Raw genomic sequence first — 16,022 nt, forward strand, 5'->3', positions numbered from 1 at the left:
TCGCCCTTGTCCCACCAGTCACCATCGAGGAACTGGAGATCTCCCAGCATGACGCAACCCACCGACATCCGGCGAGTGCCGGGCGCGTTCCGGCCCTTCCGGGTCCTGGACGCCTACTCCTGCATCGGCGGCGCCACCGAGGGACTGCGCGCCGCGTTCGGCCCCGACTGCCACATCACCGGCGTGGACATCGAAACCCAACCCGACTACCGGGGCGACGACTTCCACCAGGGCGACGCCGTCGCCTTCATCCTCGCCCACGGCCACCGCTTCGACTTCATCCACACCTCCCCGCCCTGCCAGGGCGAGGGCGCCCCGACGAAGGGCACCAACGCCGTCCGCAACGCCGCGATCGGCCGGACCTACCCCCGGCTCATCGCCCCGACCCGCGCCGCGCTGGAGACCACCGGCCGGCCGTACGTGATCGAGAACGTGGCCGGCTCCGAGGTCCGCAAGGACATCCGCCTGTGCGGGGAAATGTTCGGCCTCGCCGTGATCATGCACCGTTACTTCGAACTGGGCCGGTGGACGACTGCACGGCCGGCCCACCCTCGCCATCGGGGCAGGGTGCGCGGGTGGCGGCACGGCGAGTACTTCGACGGGCCGTACGTGGCCGCCTACGGCAAGGGCGGCGGCAAAGCCACCGTGGAGGAGATCCGCGACGCCAAGCGCATCGACTGGTCGACCGACCACCTGCGTCTGCGCGAGGCTCTGCCGCCCGCCTACACCGAGTGGATCGGCCGCGCCTACCTCGCCACCCTCGCCCCCGCGTCGGGGGTGGCCGCGTGAACGCCGCCGCGCCCCTGCTGGACACCGCGCTCATGCTGGCCGCGCACGGTATCCCGCCCCTGCCCCTGCGGGCGGGGAAGGTGCCGTTCGGCAACTGCCCCGACTGCACCGGCAACGCGTGCGGCGGCCGGCCGAACATGAAGACCCCCGGCCCCTGCCGCTGCCCCCGCGTCTGTCACGCGTGGGCCGCCGCCACCACGGCCCAGGACATCCTCACCTCCCCGCCGTGGGCGTCCGCGTGGCGCAGTGCCGCCGCTGTCGCCTACCACCCCGGCGGCGCCGGTGTGACCGTGGTCGACCTGGACAACCCGGCCGCCGTCGCCTGGGCCCACACCGCCCTGCCCACCACTCTCACCGTGACCACCACACGCGGTGAGCACTGGATCTACCGGGGCGCGATGGGGTCGGCGAACCACGTCCGCCCCGGTGTCGATGTGAAGTCCCACATGCAGTACGCCCGTTGGTTGGGCCACGGCACCGGCCGCATGACCGTGCTCCCGGCGGTCGTCCGCGCGCTGGTCGTGAAGGAAGACACCACCCCCGCCCGGGGAGGGGTGGTGTCTTCCATCCGCGCCCCGTGGGACCGCAGCGTGGCCACGGGGTGCCGGCACACCAAGCAGTTCGTCCGCACCGGTCTCGAACGCGGCCTCGCCCTCGTACGGGCCCGCACCGAATCCGGCGCCGGATCTCAGGCGTTCGGCGCCGCCCGCTTCCTCGCCGTCCAGCACGCACAGTGCCCCGGCCCGTGCGCGCTGCACGTCCTCGGAGAGGAGATCGTGGCCGCCGCCGTCGCCGTGGGCGTCCCCGAGGGCTACGCCCGTCGCGCGGTCGCCAATGGCCTTGAGACGGCCGTAGGGCATGCGGCATGAACAAAGCACTCCGAACCCCCATGAACAGCCCTCAGAGCGCCATACAGCTCCCGACGCGGCCGACCGTGGGCGAAGCGAAGGTCGCCGCCCGCAAGGGCGTCCCTCTTGCTGTTCGTTCTGACCCGAGCAGGGACGACGGGCGCCGTCCCGTGGCCTGGCTCCGCATCACCGCGCCGCCGTCCTGGGGCGTCACCCCGTCCGCCCGCTCCTGGTGCACCTGCGGTTACGAGCGCCGTGCCATCGGCCGCGCCGCGGTCCTGCAACTGGTCGCCGCTCACAGTGAACACCGCAACGCATGCCCGCTGTTGAACCCCGTTTCGGAAGGCAGGGCCGCCGCATGACGACCCACGACGCGAACGCGGATCTGTGGGAAGGGTTCGATCACATCGAACCCGAGCAGATCACCGGCCCCGCCTGGGACGAACCCGTTCCCCTCCGGGCCCGCCCACCTCTCCCCGGCTTCCCCGTGGACGTCCTGCCCGACTGGTTGGGCGCCATGGTGCGCGGTGTCGCCGAGGAGACCCAAACCCCGGCGGACCTGGCCGGATGCCTGGCCCTGGCGGTCCTCGCGACCGCTGCTGGCGGGCGGGTCAAGGTGTGCGTACGCGGGCACTGGCGTGAGCCCGTGAACATCTACACCGCCGTCGCTCTGCCCCCCGGAAACCGTAAGTCCGCCGTATTCGACCTCATGGTGAAACCGCTGCTCGATGCGGAGAAGGCCCTGATCGAACTCTCCGGACCCGTAAGGGCGGAGGCCGAGACCCTGGCACGGCTGGCCAAGTCCGCGGCCGAGAAAGCCCAGGGAAAGGCGGCCGGTGCGGAGCCCGAGCACCGCGACACCCTGACCGCCGAAGCCGTCCAACTGGCCCAGGACGCCGACAAGATGCGGATCCCTGCCGAACCGCAGCTCGTGGCGGACGACGTGACGCCGGAGAACGTCGGGACGCTCCTGGATGAGCAGGGCGGGCGGATCTCCTGCCTGAGCGCCGAGGGGGAGCTGTTCGACATCATCGCCGGCCGCTACACGGGCAAGCCCAACATGGGGATGTTCCTCAAGGGCCATGCGGGGGACATGCTCAGGGTCAACCGGCAGGGCCGCAGTGCCCAGCACGTCGACTCACCGGCGGTCACGATCGGTCTGGCGGTGCAGCCGGAAGTTCTGGACGCGCTCAGCCGCATCGACGGAGCCGACGGGCGCGGGCTCCTCGCCCGCTTCCTCTATTCCAAGCCCTTGTCCCTGGTCGGCTCCCGCAACCTGACCCCCGCCCTGCTGGACGAGCAGGTCGCCGCCACCTACGCCAAGCGCCTGGCGGGCCTGACCCTCGCCCTGGCGGACTGGACAGACACCGCCCTCGTCCAGCTCACCCCCGAAGCCGACGCGGTCCTGCTGGCCTTCCAGAAGGTCACCGAGTCGCGTCTCGGTCCGGACGGGAGTTTCGCGCCGATCGTGAAATGGGCGTCCAAGCGGGACGGCGCCGTGGCCCGCATCGCCGGGCTTCTCCACCTCGCCACTCACCCCGAGGACGGCTGGCACAAGCCCATTGAGGCGTCCACCATGGCCGCCGCCACGGAACTGGGCGACTACTTCACCGCGCACGCCCTGGACGTGTTCAGCGTCATGAGCGCCGACCCCGCCCACGAATCCGCAGTGACCGTCCTCGCACAGCTCGTCTCCAGCAACCCCACGCAGTTCACCAAACGCGAGCTGTTCCGGATGCTCCGCCGGGCCGACTTCCCCGCCATCGGCGACCTGGACCCCGCCCTCGCCCTGCTCGAAGAACACGGCTGGATCCGCCAGCAGCCACCGCCCCCGCGCACCGGCCGAGGCGGCCGGCCGCCCTCCCCGCGCTACGAGACCCACCCGCGCATCACCCGCGGAGCCTGACACAACCCCCAGAACGCCGACAGAACTGACACTACCCCCCGCGCAAGCCGTTGACCTGCACGAACGGTCGTGATCGCAGTTTTGACAGAACCCAATTAAAACTCGACAGAACTCCCGACACCACCGCCGGGAGTCCTGTGACAGAACCTCCCCGGCGGGGTTCTGTCAGCAATTAATTCAGTTCTGTCAAAGATCCAGAACACGCCAAAGATGCAGGTCAACGGCCTGCTGGCGAGGTTCTGTCAGTTCTGTCAGCGGATCCCGCTTCCTCGTGAGGAGTCATCGCCACATGAGCACTGCTCCGCGACTGGAACCCCCGGTCCTTCCTCCTGTCTACCTCCCGAGTGACATAGCCAAGGCCCTCCACTGCTCGGAGTGGTGGGTGAAGGAGCAAGCCCGCAAGGGACGCATTCCCTTCACCAAGCTCGCAGGGAGCTACCGGTTCACGGCCGAGCACTTCGCCGAGATCATGCGCATCTTTGAGAGCCGTCCTACCGAAGGGCATGACGTTCCCGCGCCAGCAAAGCAAGCACCCCGGCGCAGGACCATCACAACGGTGGCGTCCGTCCCCTCCCTGAAGGCAAGGACCCCGCGCAGGGCGCGAGGCGCCCGACCGCAGTCCAACGCAGCCTGATCCCGTGTGCCGCTCGGCTCTCCAGCCGGGCGGCACACCCGTTCATAGGAGAACAAGGTGGGTTATGCCGAGAGCCTCGGCAGCTACTGGCGCGGCCGGTACAAGCTCGCGCCGGGCAAGTACGCCACTGTCCGCGATGCCGATGGCGATGCCATCCGCTTCCGGACCAAGGCCGCGGCAAAGAAGGCAGCAGACGCCGAGGAAGCGAAGCTGTTGGCCGGAACGAAGAAGGCGCCTCGTGAGCGGATCACCTTCGGTGCCTACGTCAATCGCTGGTATGCCGCACAAGACTTGGCGGCATCCACCATGCAGAACTACCGGCGCCACATCGAAGAGCACTTGCTCCCCGCATTCGAGGACTTCGCCATTGCCGACATCCTGAGCACCGACATTGCCGCTTGGGAGAAGCGCGAACGCGCGGTGCCCTATGCGGCATCCAGCGTCAAGACGTGGCGGGCGACGCTGCACCTGATCCTCGCCGACGCTGTTGACGAGGGGCTGCGCGACTCCAATCCGGCAACCAAGCGCCGCGGACGAGGGAAGCGTGCTGGCCGCTCACGTAACCGGGGCCCGGAGAAGGCAGTTACGACCGCACTCGGCATCCTGCTGCTCGCCGAGAGAATGGCGCTGCTGTCCGGCCGTGACGACGAGTTCGTTGCTGGCATCCTCAAGGGCTACAGCGGAATGCGCTGGGGCGAGATCGTCGGCCTTGAGCCAGAGTTCGTCCGACCGAAGAGCATCCGCGTGGAGTGGCAGCTCTACGAACTGGACACAGGAGAACTGCACCGCTGCCCGCCCAAGGACGACTCCTACCGCGACATCGACACCCCGGGTTTCCTCGCCTCGCTGCTGGCCAGCCACGTGGCCCGGACGAGACCGAAGCCTTGCGAATGCCATGGACTGGCCTACGTCTTCCGCGGCCATGGAACCGCCAACGGGTCCGTGAGCCGCCCCGGTGCGAAGCTAGTCGACGTGGCGCGCCGCTGCGGCGTATCGACCGGCACCGTCTCCAACGCCCTCAACCGCCCTGATGCCGTGGCGGAGCCGACTCGGCTGAAGGTGCTGGAAGCCGTCAGTGATCTCGGGTACATCCGTAACGCCGCATCGGGGGAGTTGGCTGCTCACTGGCGGCGCTCCGGTTTCGCCACGTGGCTCTTTCGGCCGGCCGCGACGGGGCGGTATCCCGGGCGAGGCAGTCAGGAGGAGCGGCCGGTGCCTGTCGTTGCTGAGCCGTGGCCTGGCATCCCGGCCCGCGGGCGAGGAGCCGCCACTAGGGCTGAGGTGTGCTGGGTGCCGATCGCGCCGGGGCTTACTCCGCACGGCTTGCGCCACACTCACAAGACCCTGATGAGGGAAGTGGGGACCCCGCCAAAGCTCATGGATGAGCGCATGGGGCATGAGGACGGCTCCGTCCAGTCGCGCTATGACCACATCACGCCAGGGATGCGGCAGGCGCTGATGACCGCACTCACCGGGATGTGGGAGGAAGCGTTGGACGCGCGCCGGACCATGAGTCTCGGCTCGCCGGTGACCGCTCTGGATGCGCTGCTAAAAGCTCGCTAGCAGCGCGCTGATCTGGAGGCAGATTCCAAGATCTTCTCCAGGATTTCTCCAGAGAGTCCCTGGAGAACGAGGCAGGCCCGGTGCTGATCTCTCAGCACCGGGCCTGACCTGGTGTTTCACTGTCGGGGTGGCGGGATTTGAACCCACGACCTCTTCGTCCCGAACGAAGCGCGCTGCCAAGCTGCGCTACACCCCGATTGTCACTGCTTGTCGCGGCGACGTCGTTTACTTTAGCCCACCGGGGGCGGGAGACGAAATCCGGTTTTCGGGGCGTCGGTCGGGGCGGTCGGGGCGGCCCCTGCGGGGGTGTACGGGGTCGGGGCGGAGGTGGTCGACGACGATGAGGAGAAGGGCGAGGGCGTAGAAGGCGAGGCCCAGGAGCAGGGCGTTGCCGAGGACGCTCTTGTAGCCGTGGCGGTCGACGTCCAGGAAGGGGTAGAGGTACGGGGCCGGCCAGTCGGGGGTCACCAGGGCGGCTCGGCCGAGCGTGAACGCCAGGAACCCCAGCGGGTAGAGCAGCCAGGCCGCCGCAAGGCTGAGGCGGGGCGGCGCCGGGCGGGTCAGGAACAGCCAGTCCACCACCACCGCGAGCGGGATCGCGGTGTGGAAGGCGACGTCCGTCAACGCGAGCCATCCGGTGGGGGCGGCCGGGGCGCCCGTCGACGTCATCGTCATGGAGAAGGCCGTCGCGTCCCGCGTCAGGACCAGATGGTGGACCAGCGCCGTGATCACTGCGTAGAGAACCGTGCCGACCGTCATCCAGGACGGCAGGGGGCGGCGGGCGGACCACGCGCCGCGGGCCGAAGCGGCGAAGACCAGCGCCACCAGGGCCGTGCTCTGGACAGCGAAGTGGCTGAACGCCCGCAGAGGGCTGCCCAGCGTCATCTCGATCACCACGGCGGCTGTCGCTGCCAGCGCGACCAGGGCGCGGTACACCGCCGCCGGCCGGCGGCGTGTCGGCGTCACCACCGCCGTCGCGGGCACGACGGATTTCACCGGTGCGGGGATGCCCGAGATCGCGGGCAGGTCGGGGATGTCCCTGGGTATCGGTGAGGTCATGCGATCACGCTAGGGCGCCCGGACGAAACGGGCCATTCGTGATGATCCGTACGAGGTGACGCCCACCAGCAATTTCGCCGCCGGGCCGCCGGGCCGCATCGCCTCCCGTGCCGGCCCACGCCCCGCCCGGGCGGCCTCGCGGGCAGCCCCGGCAGTCCTGCCCGCGACTCCCCTTACCCCCCTTACCCCTTCCGTGCCACCAGCGTCAGCAGTGAAGCCTCCGGCGGGCACGCGAACCTCACCGGGGTGTAGCGACTCGTGCCACAGCCGGCCGAGACGTGCAGGTACGCCGTGCGGCCGTCCGCCGTGTGGGTGGAGAGGCCCTTCACGCGGTCCGTGTCGAGGTCGCAGTTGGTGACGAGGGCGCCGTAGAAGGGGATGCAGAGCTGGCCGCCGTGCGTGTGGCCGGCGAGGACGAGGGGGTAGCCGTCGGCGGTGAAGGCGTCGAGGGCGCGGAGATAGGGAGCGTGGACGACGGCCAGGGAGAGATCGGCGGAGTCGGACGGGCCGCCCGCCACCCGGGCGTAGCGGTCCCGCTTGATGTGCGGGTCGTCGAGGCCGGTCAGCTCGACCGACATGCCCTCGATCTTCAGCGTGCCGCGGGTGTTGGTGAGGTTGAGCCAGCCCGCCCCGTCGAAGCCGTCCCGCAGGTCCTCCCACGGGTTGTGGACGGCGCCGACCACCGGCTTGTTGCCGTTCAGCCCGTGGCGGCCCTGGACCTTCTCCAGCAGGTAGCGGGCGGGGTTGCGCAGCGTCGGGCCGTAGTAGTCGTTCGAGCCGAAGACGTACGCGCCCGGCAACTCCATCAAGGGGCCCAGCGCGTCCAGCACCTCGGGGACGCCCTCGGGGTCGGAGAGGTTGTCGCCGGTGTTGATCACGAAATCCGGACGCAGCCCGGCCAGGGAACGCAACCAGCGCTGCTTCTTGCGCTGTCCGCTCACCATGTGGATGTCGGAGACCTGGAGTATGCGCAGCGGTCGCATGCCTGGTGGCAGCACCGGCACCGTCACCCGCCGCAGTCGGAAGGAGCGGGCCTCGATGCCCGCCGCATACACCACACCGGCGGCACCGACCGCCGCGATCCCCAGAGGTACTCCGTATCGCGCTTGCATGTGTCCATCGTGTCAGACCCCGCCGAACCCGAGCGCACGCCTGTGGACAACCGCCGACCACCCGCAACCGATCGTCAAGTCCCCCTGTGGACAACCCACTCCGGACTGTCCACCGACCAGCTCCCGACCGGCAGCCGACCCGCTCCCGCCCCGTAACCGGACTGCAGCCGGCCCGCACCCCGACCAGCAGCCCACCCGCACCCGGCCACGGCCTCACCACGGTCCGACCCCGCCCGCCCTCCACACCCCGCACACCCGCCCCCACCGATCCGTCCCACGGGTCCGCACACACCAGCGAAATCAAGGCGCGCTCCCCACATCACACCTGCGACAATCGGCCCCATGACCACGCTCAAGTCGAAGCTGCAGGAAGACCTCAACGCCGCCATCAGGGAGCGCGACGAGCTCCGCTCCTCGACGCTCCGGCTGACCCTCACCGCGATCACCAAGGAAGAGGTCGCGGGCAAGGAGAAGCGCGAGCTGTCCGACGACGAGGTGCTCAAGGTGATCACCAAGGAGGCGAAGAAGCGCCGCGAGGCCGCGGACGCCTTCGCCCAGGGCGGTCGCCCCGAGTCGGCCGAGCGGGAGAAGGCGGAAGGCGCGTTTCTCGCCGAGTACCTGCCCAAGCAGCTGTCCGACGAGGAGCTGAAGCAGATCGTCGTCCAGGCCGTCGAGGAGGCCCGGGCCGCCGGTGCCGAGGGCCCGCGCGCGATGGGCCAGGTCATGAAGATCGTCAACCCGAAGGTGGCCGGACTCGCCGAGGGCGGCCGGGTCGCCGCCATCGTCAAGCAGCAGCTCATGGGCGCCTGAGCAGCCCTCCGGACCCGGCTCCCGCTCCCGCGGCAGCCCTCCGGACCCGGCTCCCGCTCCCGCGCGCCGCAGCACAGCAACAACGGCGGTGGGGCGCCCCTTCTCAAGGGGCGCCCCACCGCCGTATTCATGTCAGGTCGCCGGTGACGTCACGCTCGCCGCCACCGCGGCTCGTCAGCCGAAGCCGCCGCCATTGCCGTTCCCGTTGTTCCCGCCGTTCGTCTGCCCCTGGATCCAGTTCTCCGGGATGCTGAACTCCGGGGTCGGGAACCTGGTGTCTCCGTCGATGCCACCGATGAAGCCGCCGCCGTCGCCGCGGTCGTCACCGTTGCCGTTGTCGTCGTTGCCACCGTTGCCGTTCCCGCGGCCGTCGTTGTCGCTGTCGTTGTCGTCGTCCTGCTCGCGGGGCCGGTCCTCGGGGAGGTAGACCTTGTTGAAGTCGGGACGGGGCTTGCCCTCCAGCGCACCGGACATCATGTCGCGCCAGATCGGGCCGGGGACCTTTCCGCCGAAGACCTTGCCGTAGCCCACGCCGCCGATGGTGATGTTCACCATCTGGCGCTCGTGCGCGGGGTCGCCCACCCAGACGGCGCCGGCCATGTTCGGGGTGTAGCCCACGAACCAGGCCGCGTAACGGCCGTCCGTCGTACCGGTCTTACCGGCGCTGGGACGGCTGGGGCCGAGGCCGGCCTCCGTACCCGTACCGTCCTCGACCACGCCCTTGAGCAGGGCGCTGATGGTGTCGGCGGTGTTCTCGGACATGGCGCGCGAGCACGTCGACTTCGGGACCTCCAGCGACTTCGACTTGTCGCCGACCCGCTGGGTGATGGACTCGATGGCGACCGGCGTGCAGTACATACCGCGCGCGGCGAAGGTCGCGTACGCGTTCGCCATGGTCAGCGGGGACATCTCCTGCGTGCCGAGAGCTATCGACGGCGCCTGGTCGATCTTGCGGCCGTCGGCCCGCTCGACGCCCATCTTCTTGGCCATCTTCGTCACCGGGCAGATGCCGATGTCCGCGATCATCTGCACGAAGTAGGTGTTGACCGACAGTGCGGTCGCCTTCCGCAGGGAGTACGGGCCGACCTCGCTCGCGCTCTCGTTCTCGAGCTCCGCGGCGCTGCTGCCGGTTCCGTTGCGCCAGCTGCCGCCGCCGCAGACGGAGATCGGGCTCGGGTAGGCCATCTTGTACGGCGCGGAGTAGACCTTCCCCGGGGACATGCCGCCTTCGAGGGCCGCCGCGGCGACGATCGGCTTGAACGTCGAACCCGGCTGGTAGCCCGCTCCGCCGCCCATGGACTCGTTCACCGAGAGGTTTATCGACGTCTCGTTCTTCTTGGTGTCGAGACCGTACGGCCTCGACTGCCCCATGGCGAGGATCTTGCCGGTGCCGGGCTCCACGATGGTGGCGGCCGTGGCGACCTCGTCCTTCTGGTAGACGTGCCGCTTGACGGAAGCCTGGACCGACTTCTGGGCCTTCGGGTCCATCGTCGTCCGGATCGTCAGGCCGCCCTGGTTCCAGATCTTGGCCCGGTCCTCCTTGGACTTGCCGAAGATCGGGGTGTTCAGGAACACCTCACGCACGTAGTCGCAGAAGAAACCAGCGCCCTTGACCGCCGTGATGCAGCCGTTCTTCGGCTTCCTGATGTCGAGGCCGAGCGGCTTCTTGGCGGCCTTGTCCGCCTCCGCCTGCGAGATGTCGCCGAGATCGGCCATGCGCTGCAGCACGGTGTTGCGCCGCTTGGTGGCTTCCTGTGGGTCGTTCACCGGGTCGTACCGGCTGGGCGACTGCACGATTCCGGCGAGGAGCGCGGCCTCCTCCACATCCAGGTCCTTGGCGGACTTGGAGAAGTAACGCTGGGACGCGGCCTCGACGCCGTACGCCTGCTGGCCGAAGAACGTGATGTTCAGGTAGTTCTCGAGGATCTTCTTCTTGCCGAGTTCCTCTTCGAGCTGGATCGCTTTCTTCAGCTCGTTGATCTTCCGGCCGAGGGTCTGCTGGGTGGCCTGGGCGACCAGCGTCGGGTCGTCGCCGGCCTCCTCCACCGCCACGTTCTTCACCAGTTGCTGCGTCAGCGTGGACGCGCCCTGGGCGACCCCGCCCTCCCGCGCGTTCCGGTTGAGCGCGCGCAGAACGCCCTTCAGGTCGATCGCGCCGTGCTGGTAGAACCGGGCGTCCTCGATGGCGATGATCGCCTGCTGCATGTAGGGCGAGATCTCCTTGAGATCGACCACCGTACGGTCGCGGCTGTACACCGTGGCGATCAAGTCGCCCTTGCTGTCGAGGATCGTGGTGCGCTGGCTCAGCGGTGGCTGCTTGAGGTTGGCGGGGAGCTCGTCGAACCCCTCGACGGAACCCTTGGCCGCCAGCCCCAGGGCGCCGACCGCGGGCAGGGCGATGCCCGCCATGACGGCACCGGCGAGCACGCTGACACCTAGGAACTTGGCGGCCTGCTGTGTGGGGGACAGACCACCACCCGAGCGCTTGTTTGGCATGAGGGCAGCCTAATCCGTAGCGAGGACCGTTCCGAAGGAGCAGGTGGGTCCAGAGGGGTACGGGTGCCGGATCGTGACATCCGGTGTCCGCGCGACGGGCGCATGCGCGCGCTGACGCCTCCCGAAATCGGGCGCGCCACGAGAAGCCCGGCACGAGAAGCCCGGCACGAGAACCCCGGCACGAAACCGACGCGAAAGTCGGGCACGAAACCGACGCGAAAGCCGGGAGAACATGAACGGTTGTCTACGTTCCCATTCGCCGGACACGCGCGCAGGCGTTGGCCTAAGCTGCTCTCAACTGTCACAGCCGTAGGGCCCTTGTATCAAGTACGTCCAGCGAGCCCGAATCGTTCTGACGTTCTTCCGATTTTTTTCGGGTGCCGTGTCCGAATACGCCTCGTGTGTCATTCGGTGTCCGTTGTGACGCATGTCAACCGTCCCGATCTGCCGGGATAGTCACGTATGTCCTCAGGTCACTCCCGCGGGTGATCTGCCGCTTACGCATAGTCCGTTCGGGCCATTCAAGATTGGGCCCGAAGGGGGTGTTGCGCTGTGCCCACCTTCCGTAACGTCCTCAACTGGCGGCGGTGAATATGCCGCTGCCGCCGTGGGGGAGCCTCGATTCGGGAGAGGACGGCGCCGGTATGGGCTGGGTAACCGACTGGAGTGCGCAGGCTGCCTGCCGCACTACCGATCCGGATGAACTGTTCGTTCAAGGAGCAGCGCAGAACAGGGCCAAGGCGGTGTGCACCGGATGCCCGGTGCGTACGGAGTGCCTGGCGGACGCGTTGGACAACCGCGTCGAGTTCGGCGTGTGGGGAGGAATGACGGAGCGTGAGCGCCGCGCGTTGCTGCGCAGGCGTCCGACCGTCACGTCGTGGCGCAGGCTGCTGGAGACCGCGCGCACGGAGTACGAGCGTGGCGCGGGCATTCTGCCCCTCGACGATGACGAGATCTACGAGAACTACGCGGCGGTGAGCTGAGGGCGACGGCCCCCTTCCGAACCACGTCGGTCGAGGGCGCCCTTGAGGTGTCGGCGCGTCGGGCAGGTGTGCCGGCTCTCGGGTGCCCCGAGGCGTGGAGCAACGGACGGGCTACGGTCCGGGTTTGACCGATCGGAATCCGACGGGTGCGACGCATCCGGCCGATCCGGCGATCCTGCCGATCGGTTCTGGCCGCGGTCCGATCCTTGGCCGCGATGCGATCCCTGGCCGGGTCGCGACGACCGTCGCGAGGTCTCGGCGGGACGTGCGGCCCTCGGACAGTCGTCGTTCCCGCGGTGAGCACCGGCCGGACCCCGCGGACGCACGGGCCTGCGGCCCTCGGAACCGGCGGTCGCTGGACGGCTGGACGGCTGGACGACAGAGCCGGACGACTGGACGACAGAATCGGCCGGCGTCCGACCCTACGGCTGCCGCGGCTGGAGACCGGTCGTCCGGCAGCCGTTCAGTCGTCAGAGGTGGGCAGCTCCGGCCTTATGGCCGCGAGCCGGTTGCCGATGTCTCGCAGACCTACCAGGTCATGGACATCACCGGGGAGCGCGGCCACCTCGGCCACGGCCACCTCGGGATGCAGCGCGGCGAAGCGATCACGCGTGCGCTGCTCGCGGGAGAGCAGTCGCATCCGCTCGGCATGCAACCTGAGCAGGCCTGACGTGAGCTGTTCCACGGTTGGATCCGGGGCGGGGGAGCCGTCCTCGGTGCCGTTCGTGGTGGGAGAGCCTGGACTGGCTGAACTGCCTGGGCTGTCTGCACTGTCGGAACTGGCTGAACTGCCTTGCGTTTCGGGAGAGTTACGGACTGCCTTCCCGTCCGTCTGATCCACAATGCGGGGCTCGTCAAGATTTTCCGCGGCGGCGAGCGCGCGCTCGGCGGACAGCTGGGCCGCGCCGCTGCCGTGCACCCGGTTGAGCACCAGCCCGGCCAGCGGCATGTCCTCGGCCGCCAGCCGCTCCACGAAGTACGCCGCCTCGCGCAGCGCGTCCCGCTCCGGCGCGGCCACCACGAGGAAGGCCGTGCCGGGCGCCTGGAGCAGCTTGTACGTGGCGTCCGCGCGTGTACGGAAGCCGCCGAACATGGAGTCCATGGCGGCCACGAACGTCTGCACGTCCCTCAGCAGTTGACCGCCGAGGAGTTTGCCGAGGGCGCCCGTCATCATCGACATGCCGACGTTCAGGAACTTCATGCCGGCCCGCCCGCCGACCTTCGCCGGCGCCAGCAGGACACGGATCAGCTTGCCGTCGAGGAACGAGCCGAGCCGCTTCGGGGCGTCCAGGAAGTCCAGCGCCGAGCGGGACGGAGGCGTGTCGACGATGATCAGGTCCCACTCGTCCCGGGCTCGCAACTGGCCCAGCTTCTCCATCGCCATGTACTCCTGCGTGCCCGCGAAGCCCGCCGAGAGCGACTGGTAGAAGGGGTTGCCCAGGATCGCGGAGGCCCGGTCGGGGTCCGCGTGCGCCTCGACGATCTCGTCGAAGGTGCGCTTCATGTCGAGCATCATGGCGTGCAGTTCGCCGTCCCCGTCGATGCCCTTCACCCGCCGCGGGGTGTTGTCCAGCGAGTCGATCCCCATGGACTGGGCGAGCCGCCGGGCCGGGTCGATGGTCAGCACGACCACCTTGCGACCGCGCTCGGCGGCCCGTACCCCGAGCGCCGCTGCCGTGGTCGTCTTGCCCACCCCGCCGGCGCCGCAGCACACCACGATGCGGGTCCGTGGGTCGTCGAGCAGGGGGTCGACCGCGAGCGGGCGGGCCGAGCCGATTACCCGGTGTCCGTCGTGGGAGGGGGCCGCGTCGTGCGTGGTGGCCGGGTCCGGAGTCATGAGATCCCTTGCTGACGCAGTTCCGTGGCCAGTTCGTACAGGCCCGCCAGATCCATTCCCTCGGCGAGCAACGGCAGTTCGTGCAGCGGCAGGCCCAGCTCGCCCAGTACGCCCCGCTGTTCGTGCTCCAGGGTGTACCGCTCGGCGTACTCCTCGGCCTGCGCGAGCAGCGGCTCGACCAGGCGTTCGGCGGTGCCCCCGCGCCGCGCGCCGCCCAGCCCCGCCGTGGAGAGCGACTTGGCGACGGCCGTACGCGGCACCGCGCGCGCGAACTCCAGCTCGTCGGCGTCCAGCACCTCGGGCCGCACCATGTTGACGATGATCCGTCCCACCGGCAGCTTCGCGGCCCGCAGCTCGGCGATGCCGTCCGCCGTCTCCTGGACGGGCATCTCCTCCAGCAGCGTCACCAGGTGGACGGCCGTGTCGGGGGATTTCAGGACCCGCATGACGGCCTGGGCCTGATTGTGTATCGGGCCGATCTTGGCCAGGCCCGCCACCTCGTCGTTGACGTTCAGGAAGCGGGTGATGCGTCCGGTGGGCGGCGCGTCCATCACCACGTGGTCGTACGTGAACCGCCCGCTCTTCTCCTTGCGGCGTACCGCCTCGCAGGCCTTGCCGGTCAGCAGCACGTCCCGGAGGCCGGGCGCGACGGTGGTGGCGAAGTCGATGGCGCCGAGCTTCTTCAGAGCCCGGCCCGCGCCGCCCAGCTTGTAGAACATCTGGAGGTAGTCCAGGAGGGCCAGTTCGGGGTCGATGGCCAGCGCGTACACCTCCCCGCCCCCGGGTGCCACCGCGATCTTCCGCTCCTCGTACGGCAGTGCCTCCGCCTCGAAGAGCTGCGCGATGCCCTGTCTGCCCTCGACCTCGACCAGGAGGGTGCGTTTCCCCTCGGTCGCGAGGGCGAGCGCGAGTGCGGCGGCGACCGTGGTTTTTCCGGTCCCGCCCTTGCCGCTGACGACCTGGAGCCTGCTCACGTATTCGAGCCTAACCAGTCGACGCTCGGCGTACGCGGGAGGCTGTGGACAACTTGTGTTCTCCCTGCCTGTCGGCCCGGCCCGTCCAGGCCGTCATGCCCCGGCGAGGCGGCGGCCGAAACCGACGCGGTCCGGGCCGGACCCCGCACCGACCCCGCGCGGTCCGGGTCGGGCCACCGCACCGACCCAGCGCCGCCCCGAGGCCGAACCCACCGCACCGACCCCATGCCGTCCCGAGGCCGGACCCCACCCCCTCCGGGTCGAAACCGCCCCGGACCGAGGACGAAGCCGCCCAGGACCGAGACGGAACCCGTGCCGGGCGGGGGCCGGGCAGCGGATAAAGTCGGCCGCATGACCAAGTGGGAATACTCAACCGTGCCGCTGCTCGTCCACGCCACGAAGCAGATTCTGGACACCTGGGGCGAGGACGGCTGGGAGCTCGTCCAGGTCGTGCCCGGGCCGAACAACCCCGAGCAGCTCGTGGCCTACCTGAAGCGGCCCAAGCCGTGAGCGCCGTCGAGGCCAGGCTCGCGGAGCTGGGGCTGCGGCTGCCCGAGGTCGTCCCGCCGCTCGCCGCGTACCAGCCGGCGGTCCGGTCCGGCGTGTACGTGTACACCGCCGGGCAGCTCCCCATGGTGGACGGCAAGCTGCCCGTCACCGGCAAGGTCGGCGCCGAGGTCACCGCCGAGGAGGCCAAGGAACTCGCCCGCACCTGCGCGCTGAACGCCCTCGCCGCCGTGAAGTCCGTGGCGGGCGACCTGGACCTGGTCGCGCGCGTGGTCAAGGTCGTCGGCTTCGTGGCCTCGGCCTCCGACTTCACCGGCCAGCCCGCCGTGCTGAACGGCGCGAGCGAACTCCTGGGCGCCGTCTTCGGCGACCGGGGCGTCCACGCGCGCAGCGCGGTCGGCGTGGCGGTGCTCCCGCTGGACGCGCCGGTCGAGGTGGAACTCCAGGTGGAGCTCACCGTCGCCTAGGCACCGCCAGGTTCGCGGAGGCTCACTCGAACATCCG

General features: G+C 69.5%; 13 protein-coding genes and 1 tRNA gene. 8 read left to right on the forward strand and 6 right to left on the reverse strand.

Annotation, left to right across the window (positions count from 1 at the left end; all coding sequences use genetic code 11):
* Positions 1 to 48: 48 nt before the first annotated feature.
* The 4 genes from STRBO_RS0102625 to STRBO_RS0102640 all read left to right on the forward strand — a co-directional run bounded on the left by STRBO_RS0102625 (position 49) and on the right by STRBO_RS0102640 (position 5,740).
* Complete coding sequence (locus tag STRBO_RS0102625) at positions 49 to 789, forward strand: class I SAM-dependent methyltransferase (RefSeq protein ID WP_005476037.1); 741 nt, start codon at positions 49 to 51, stop codon at positions 787 to 789.
* A 32-nt stretch (positions 790 to 821) separates the two neighbouring features.
* Positions 822 to 1,658 carry a bifunctional DNA primase/polymerase gene (locus STRBO_RS0102630; protein WP_202499670.1) on the forward strand — a complete coding sequence of 279 codons (837 nt, stop codon included), beginning with the start codon at positions 822 to 824 and terminating at the stop codon, positions 1,656 to 1,658.
* Positions 1,659 to 1,995: 337 nt separating this feature from the next.
* Positions 1,996 to 3,543: a YfjI family protein gene (locus STRBO_RS0102635; protein WP_020113732.1), complete on the forward strand. Its 1,548-nt coding sequence runs from the start codon at positions 1,996 to 1,998 to the stop codon at positions 3,541 to 3,543.
* 691 nt (positions 3,544 to 4,234) lie between these two features.
* A complete protein-coding gene (locus tag STRBO_RS0102640) occupies positions 4,235 to 5,740 on the forward strand; it encodes a tyrosine-type recombinase/integrase (protein WP_005476029.1) in 1,506 nt (501 codons plus the stop codon).
* A 122-nt stretch (positions 5,741 to 5,862) separates the two neighbouring features.
* Here STRBO_RS0102640 and STRBO_RS0102645 read toward each other — a convergent pair.
* The 3 genes from STRBO_RS0102645 to STRBO_RS0102655 all read right to left on the reverse strand — a co-directional run bounded on the left by STRBO_RS0102645 (position 5,863) and on the right by STRBO_RS0102655 (position 7,911).
* A tRNA-Pro gene (locus STRBO_RS0102645) sits at positions 5,863 to 5,936 on the reverse strand.
* Positions 5,937 to 5,965: 29 nt separating this feature from the next.
* A complete protein-coding gene (locus STRBO_RS0102650) occupies positions 5,966 to 6,799 on the reverse strand; it encodes a Pr6Pr family membrane protein (RefSeq protein ID WP_028796429.1) in 834 nt (277 codons plus the stop codon).
* Between the two features lie 182 nt (positions 6,800 to 6,981).
* The gene (locus tag STRBO_RS0102655; RefSeq protein WP_005476026.1) at positions 6,982 to 7,911 is read right to left on the reverse strand and encodes a metallophosphoesterase; all 930 of its coding nucleotides are present in this window, start codon (positions 7,909 to 7,911) and stop codon (positions 6,982 to 6,984) included.
* A 342-nt stretch (positions 7,912 to 8,253) separates the two neighbouring features.
* On the opposite strand from STRBO_RS0102655, the gene STRBO_RS0102660 reads away from it, so the two are divergent.
* Positions 8,254 to 8,721, forward strand: coding sequence for a GatB/YqeY domain-containing protein (locus STRBO_RS0102660; RefSeq protein ID WP_005476025.1), 468 nt, complete (start codon positions 8,254 to 8,256; stop codon positions 8,719 to 8,721).
* A gap of 174 nt (positions 8,722 to 8,895) precedes the next feature.
* Here STRBO_RS0102660 and STRBO_RS0102665 read toward each other — a convergent pair whose 3' ends face one another.
* A complete protein-coding gene (locus STRBO_RS0102665; RefSeq protein ID WP_028796430.1) occupies positions 8,896 to 11,217 on the reverse strand; it encodes a transglycosylase domain-containing protein in 2,322 nt (773 codons plus the stop codon).
* 644 nt (positions 11,218 to 11,861) lie between these two features.
* On the opposite strand from STRBO_RS0102665, the gene wblA reads away from it, so the two are divergent.
* A complete protein-coding gene (gene wblA, locus STRBO_RS0102670) occupies positions 11,862 to 12,200 on the forward strand; it encodes a transcriptional regulator WblA (protein WP_013001830.1) in 339 nt (112 codons plus the stop codon).
* A gap of 463 nt (positions 12,201 to 12,663) precedes the next feature.
* On the opposite strand, the gene bagB is transcribed toward wblA, so the two are convergent.
* Both bagB and bagA read right to left on the reverse strand, forming a co-directional pair.
* Positions 12,664 to 14,037, reverse strand: a complete 1,374-nt coding sequence (bagB, locus tag STRBO_RS0102675) for an ATPase BagB (protein WP_005476017.1) — start codon at positions 14,035 to 14,037, stop codon at positions 12,664 to 12,666.
* Entirely contained in the window at positions 14,034 to 15,011 is a 978-nt protein-coding gene (bagA, locus tag STRBO_RS0102680; protein ID WP_005476016.1) for an ATPase BagA, read from the reverse strand. Before bagA ends, bagB begins: the two co-directional genes overlap by 4 nt.
* Positions 15,012 to 15,362: 351 nt before the next feature.
* Here bagA and sp36 point away from each other — a divergent pair, with 351 nt between their 5' ends.
* Together sp36 and STRBO_RS0102690 are read left to right on the forward strand one after the other, a co-directional pair.
* Positions 15,363 to 15,521 carry a Sp36 family protein gene (gene sp36, locus STRBO_RS42675; protein WP_005476015.1) on the forward strand — a complete coding sequence of 53 codons (159 nt, stop codon included), beginning with the start codon at positions 15,363 to 15,365 and terminating at the stop codon, positions 15,519 to 15,521.
* On the forward strand, positions 15,518 to 15,985 hold the full coding sequence (locus STRBO_RS0102690) for a RidA family protein (protein ID WP_005476014.1): 468 nt from the start codon (positions 15,518 to 15,520) through the stop codon (positions 15,983 to 15,985). Before sp36 ends, STRBO_RS0102690 begins: the two co-directional genes overlap by 4 nt.
* Positions 15,986 to 16,022 lie beyond the last annotated feature (37 nt).

Origin of the sequence: Streptomyces bottropensis ATCC 25435 (assembly GCF_000383595.1) — a bacterium.
GTDB lineage: Bacteria > Actinomycetota > Actinomycetes > Streptomycetales > Streptomycetaceae > Streptomyces > Streptomyces bottropensis.

Bases quoted from the DNA above. Each gene is read 5' to 3' on its own strand.
- STRBO_RS0102625 (WP_005476037.1), top strand. From the start codon at position 49: ATGACGCAACCCACCGACATCCGGCGAGTGCCGGGCGCGTTCCGGCCC.
- STRBO_RS0102630 (WP_202499670.1), top strand. From the start codon at position 822: ATGCTGGCCGCGCACGGTATCCCGCCCCTGCCCCTGCGGGCGGGGAAG.
- STRBO_RS0102635 (WP_020113732.1), top strand. From the start codon at position 1,996: ATGACGACCCACGACGCGAACGCGGATCTGTGGGAAGGGTTCGATCAC.
- STRBO_RS0102650 (WP_028796429.1), bottom strand. From the start codon at position 6,799: ATGACCTCACCGATACCCAGGGACATCCCCGACCTGCCCGCGATCTCG.
- STRBO_RS0102655 (WP_005476026.1), bottom strand. From the start codon at position 7,911: ATGCAAGCGCGATACGGAGTACCTCTGGGGATCGCGGCGGTCGGTGCC.
- STRBO_RS0102660 (WP_005476025.1), top strand. From the start codon at position 8,254: ATGACCACGCTCAAGTCGAAGCTGCAGGAAGACCTCAACGCCGCCATC.
- STRBO_RS0102665 (WP_028796430.1), bottom strand. From the start codon at position 11,217: ATGCCAAACAAGCGCTCGGGTGGTGGTCTGTCCCCCACACAGCAGGCC.
- wblA (WP_013001830.1), top strand. From the start codon at position 11,862: ATGGGCTGGGTAACCGACTGGAGTGCGCAGGCTGCCTGCCGCACTACC.
- bagB (WP_005476017.1), bottom strand. From the start codon at position 14,037: ATGACTCCGGACCCGGCCACCACGCACGACGCGGCCCCCTCCCACGAC.
- sp36 (WP_005476015.1), top strand. From the start codon at position 15,363: ATGACCAAGTGGGAATACTCAACCGTGCCGCTGCTCGTCCACGCCACG.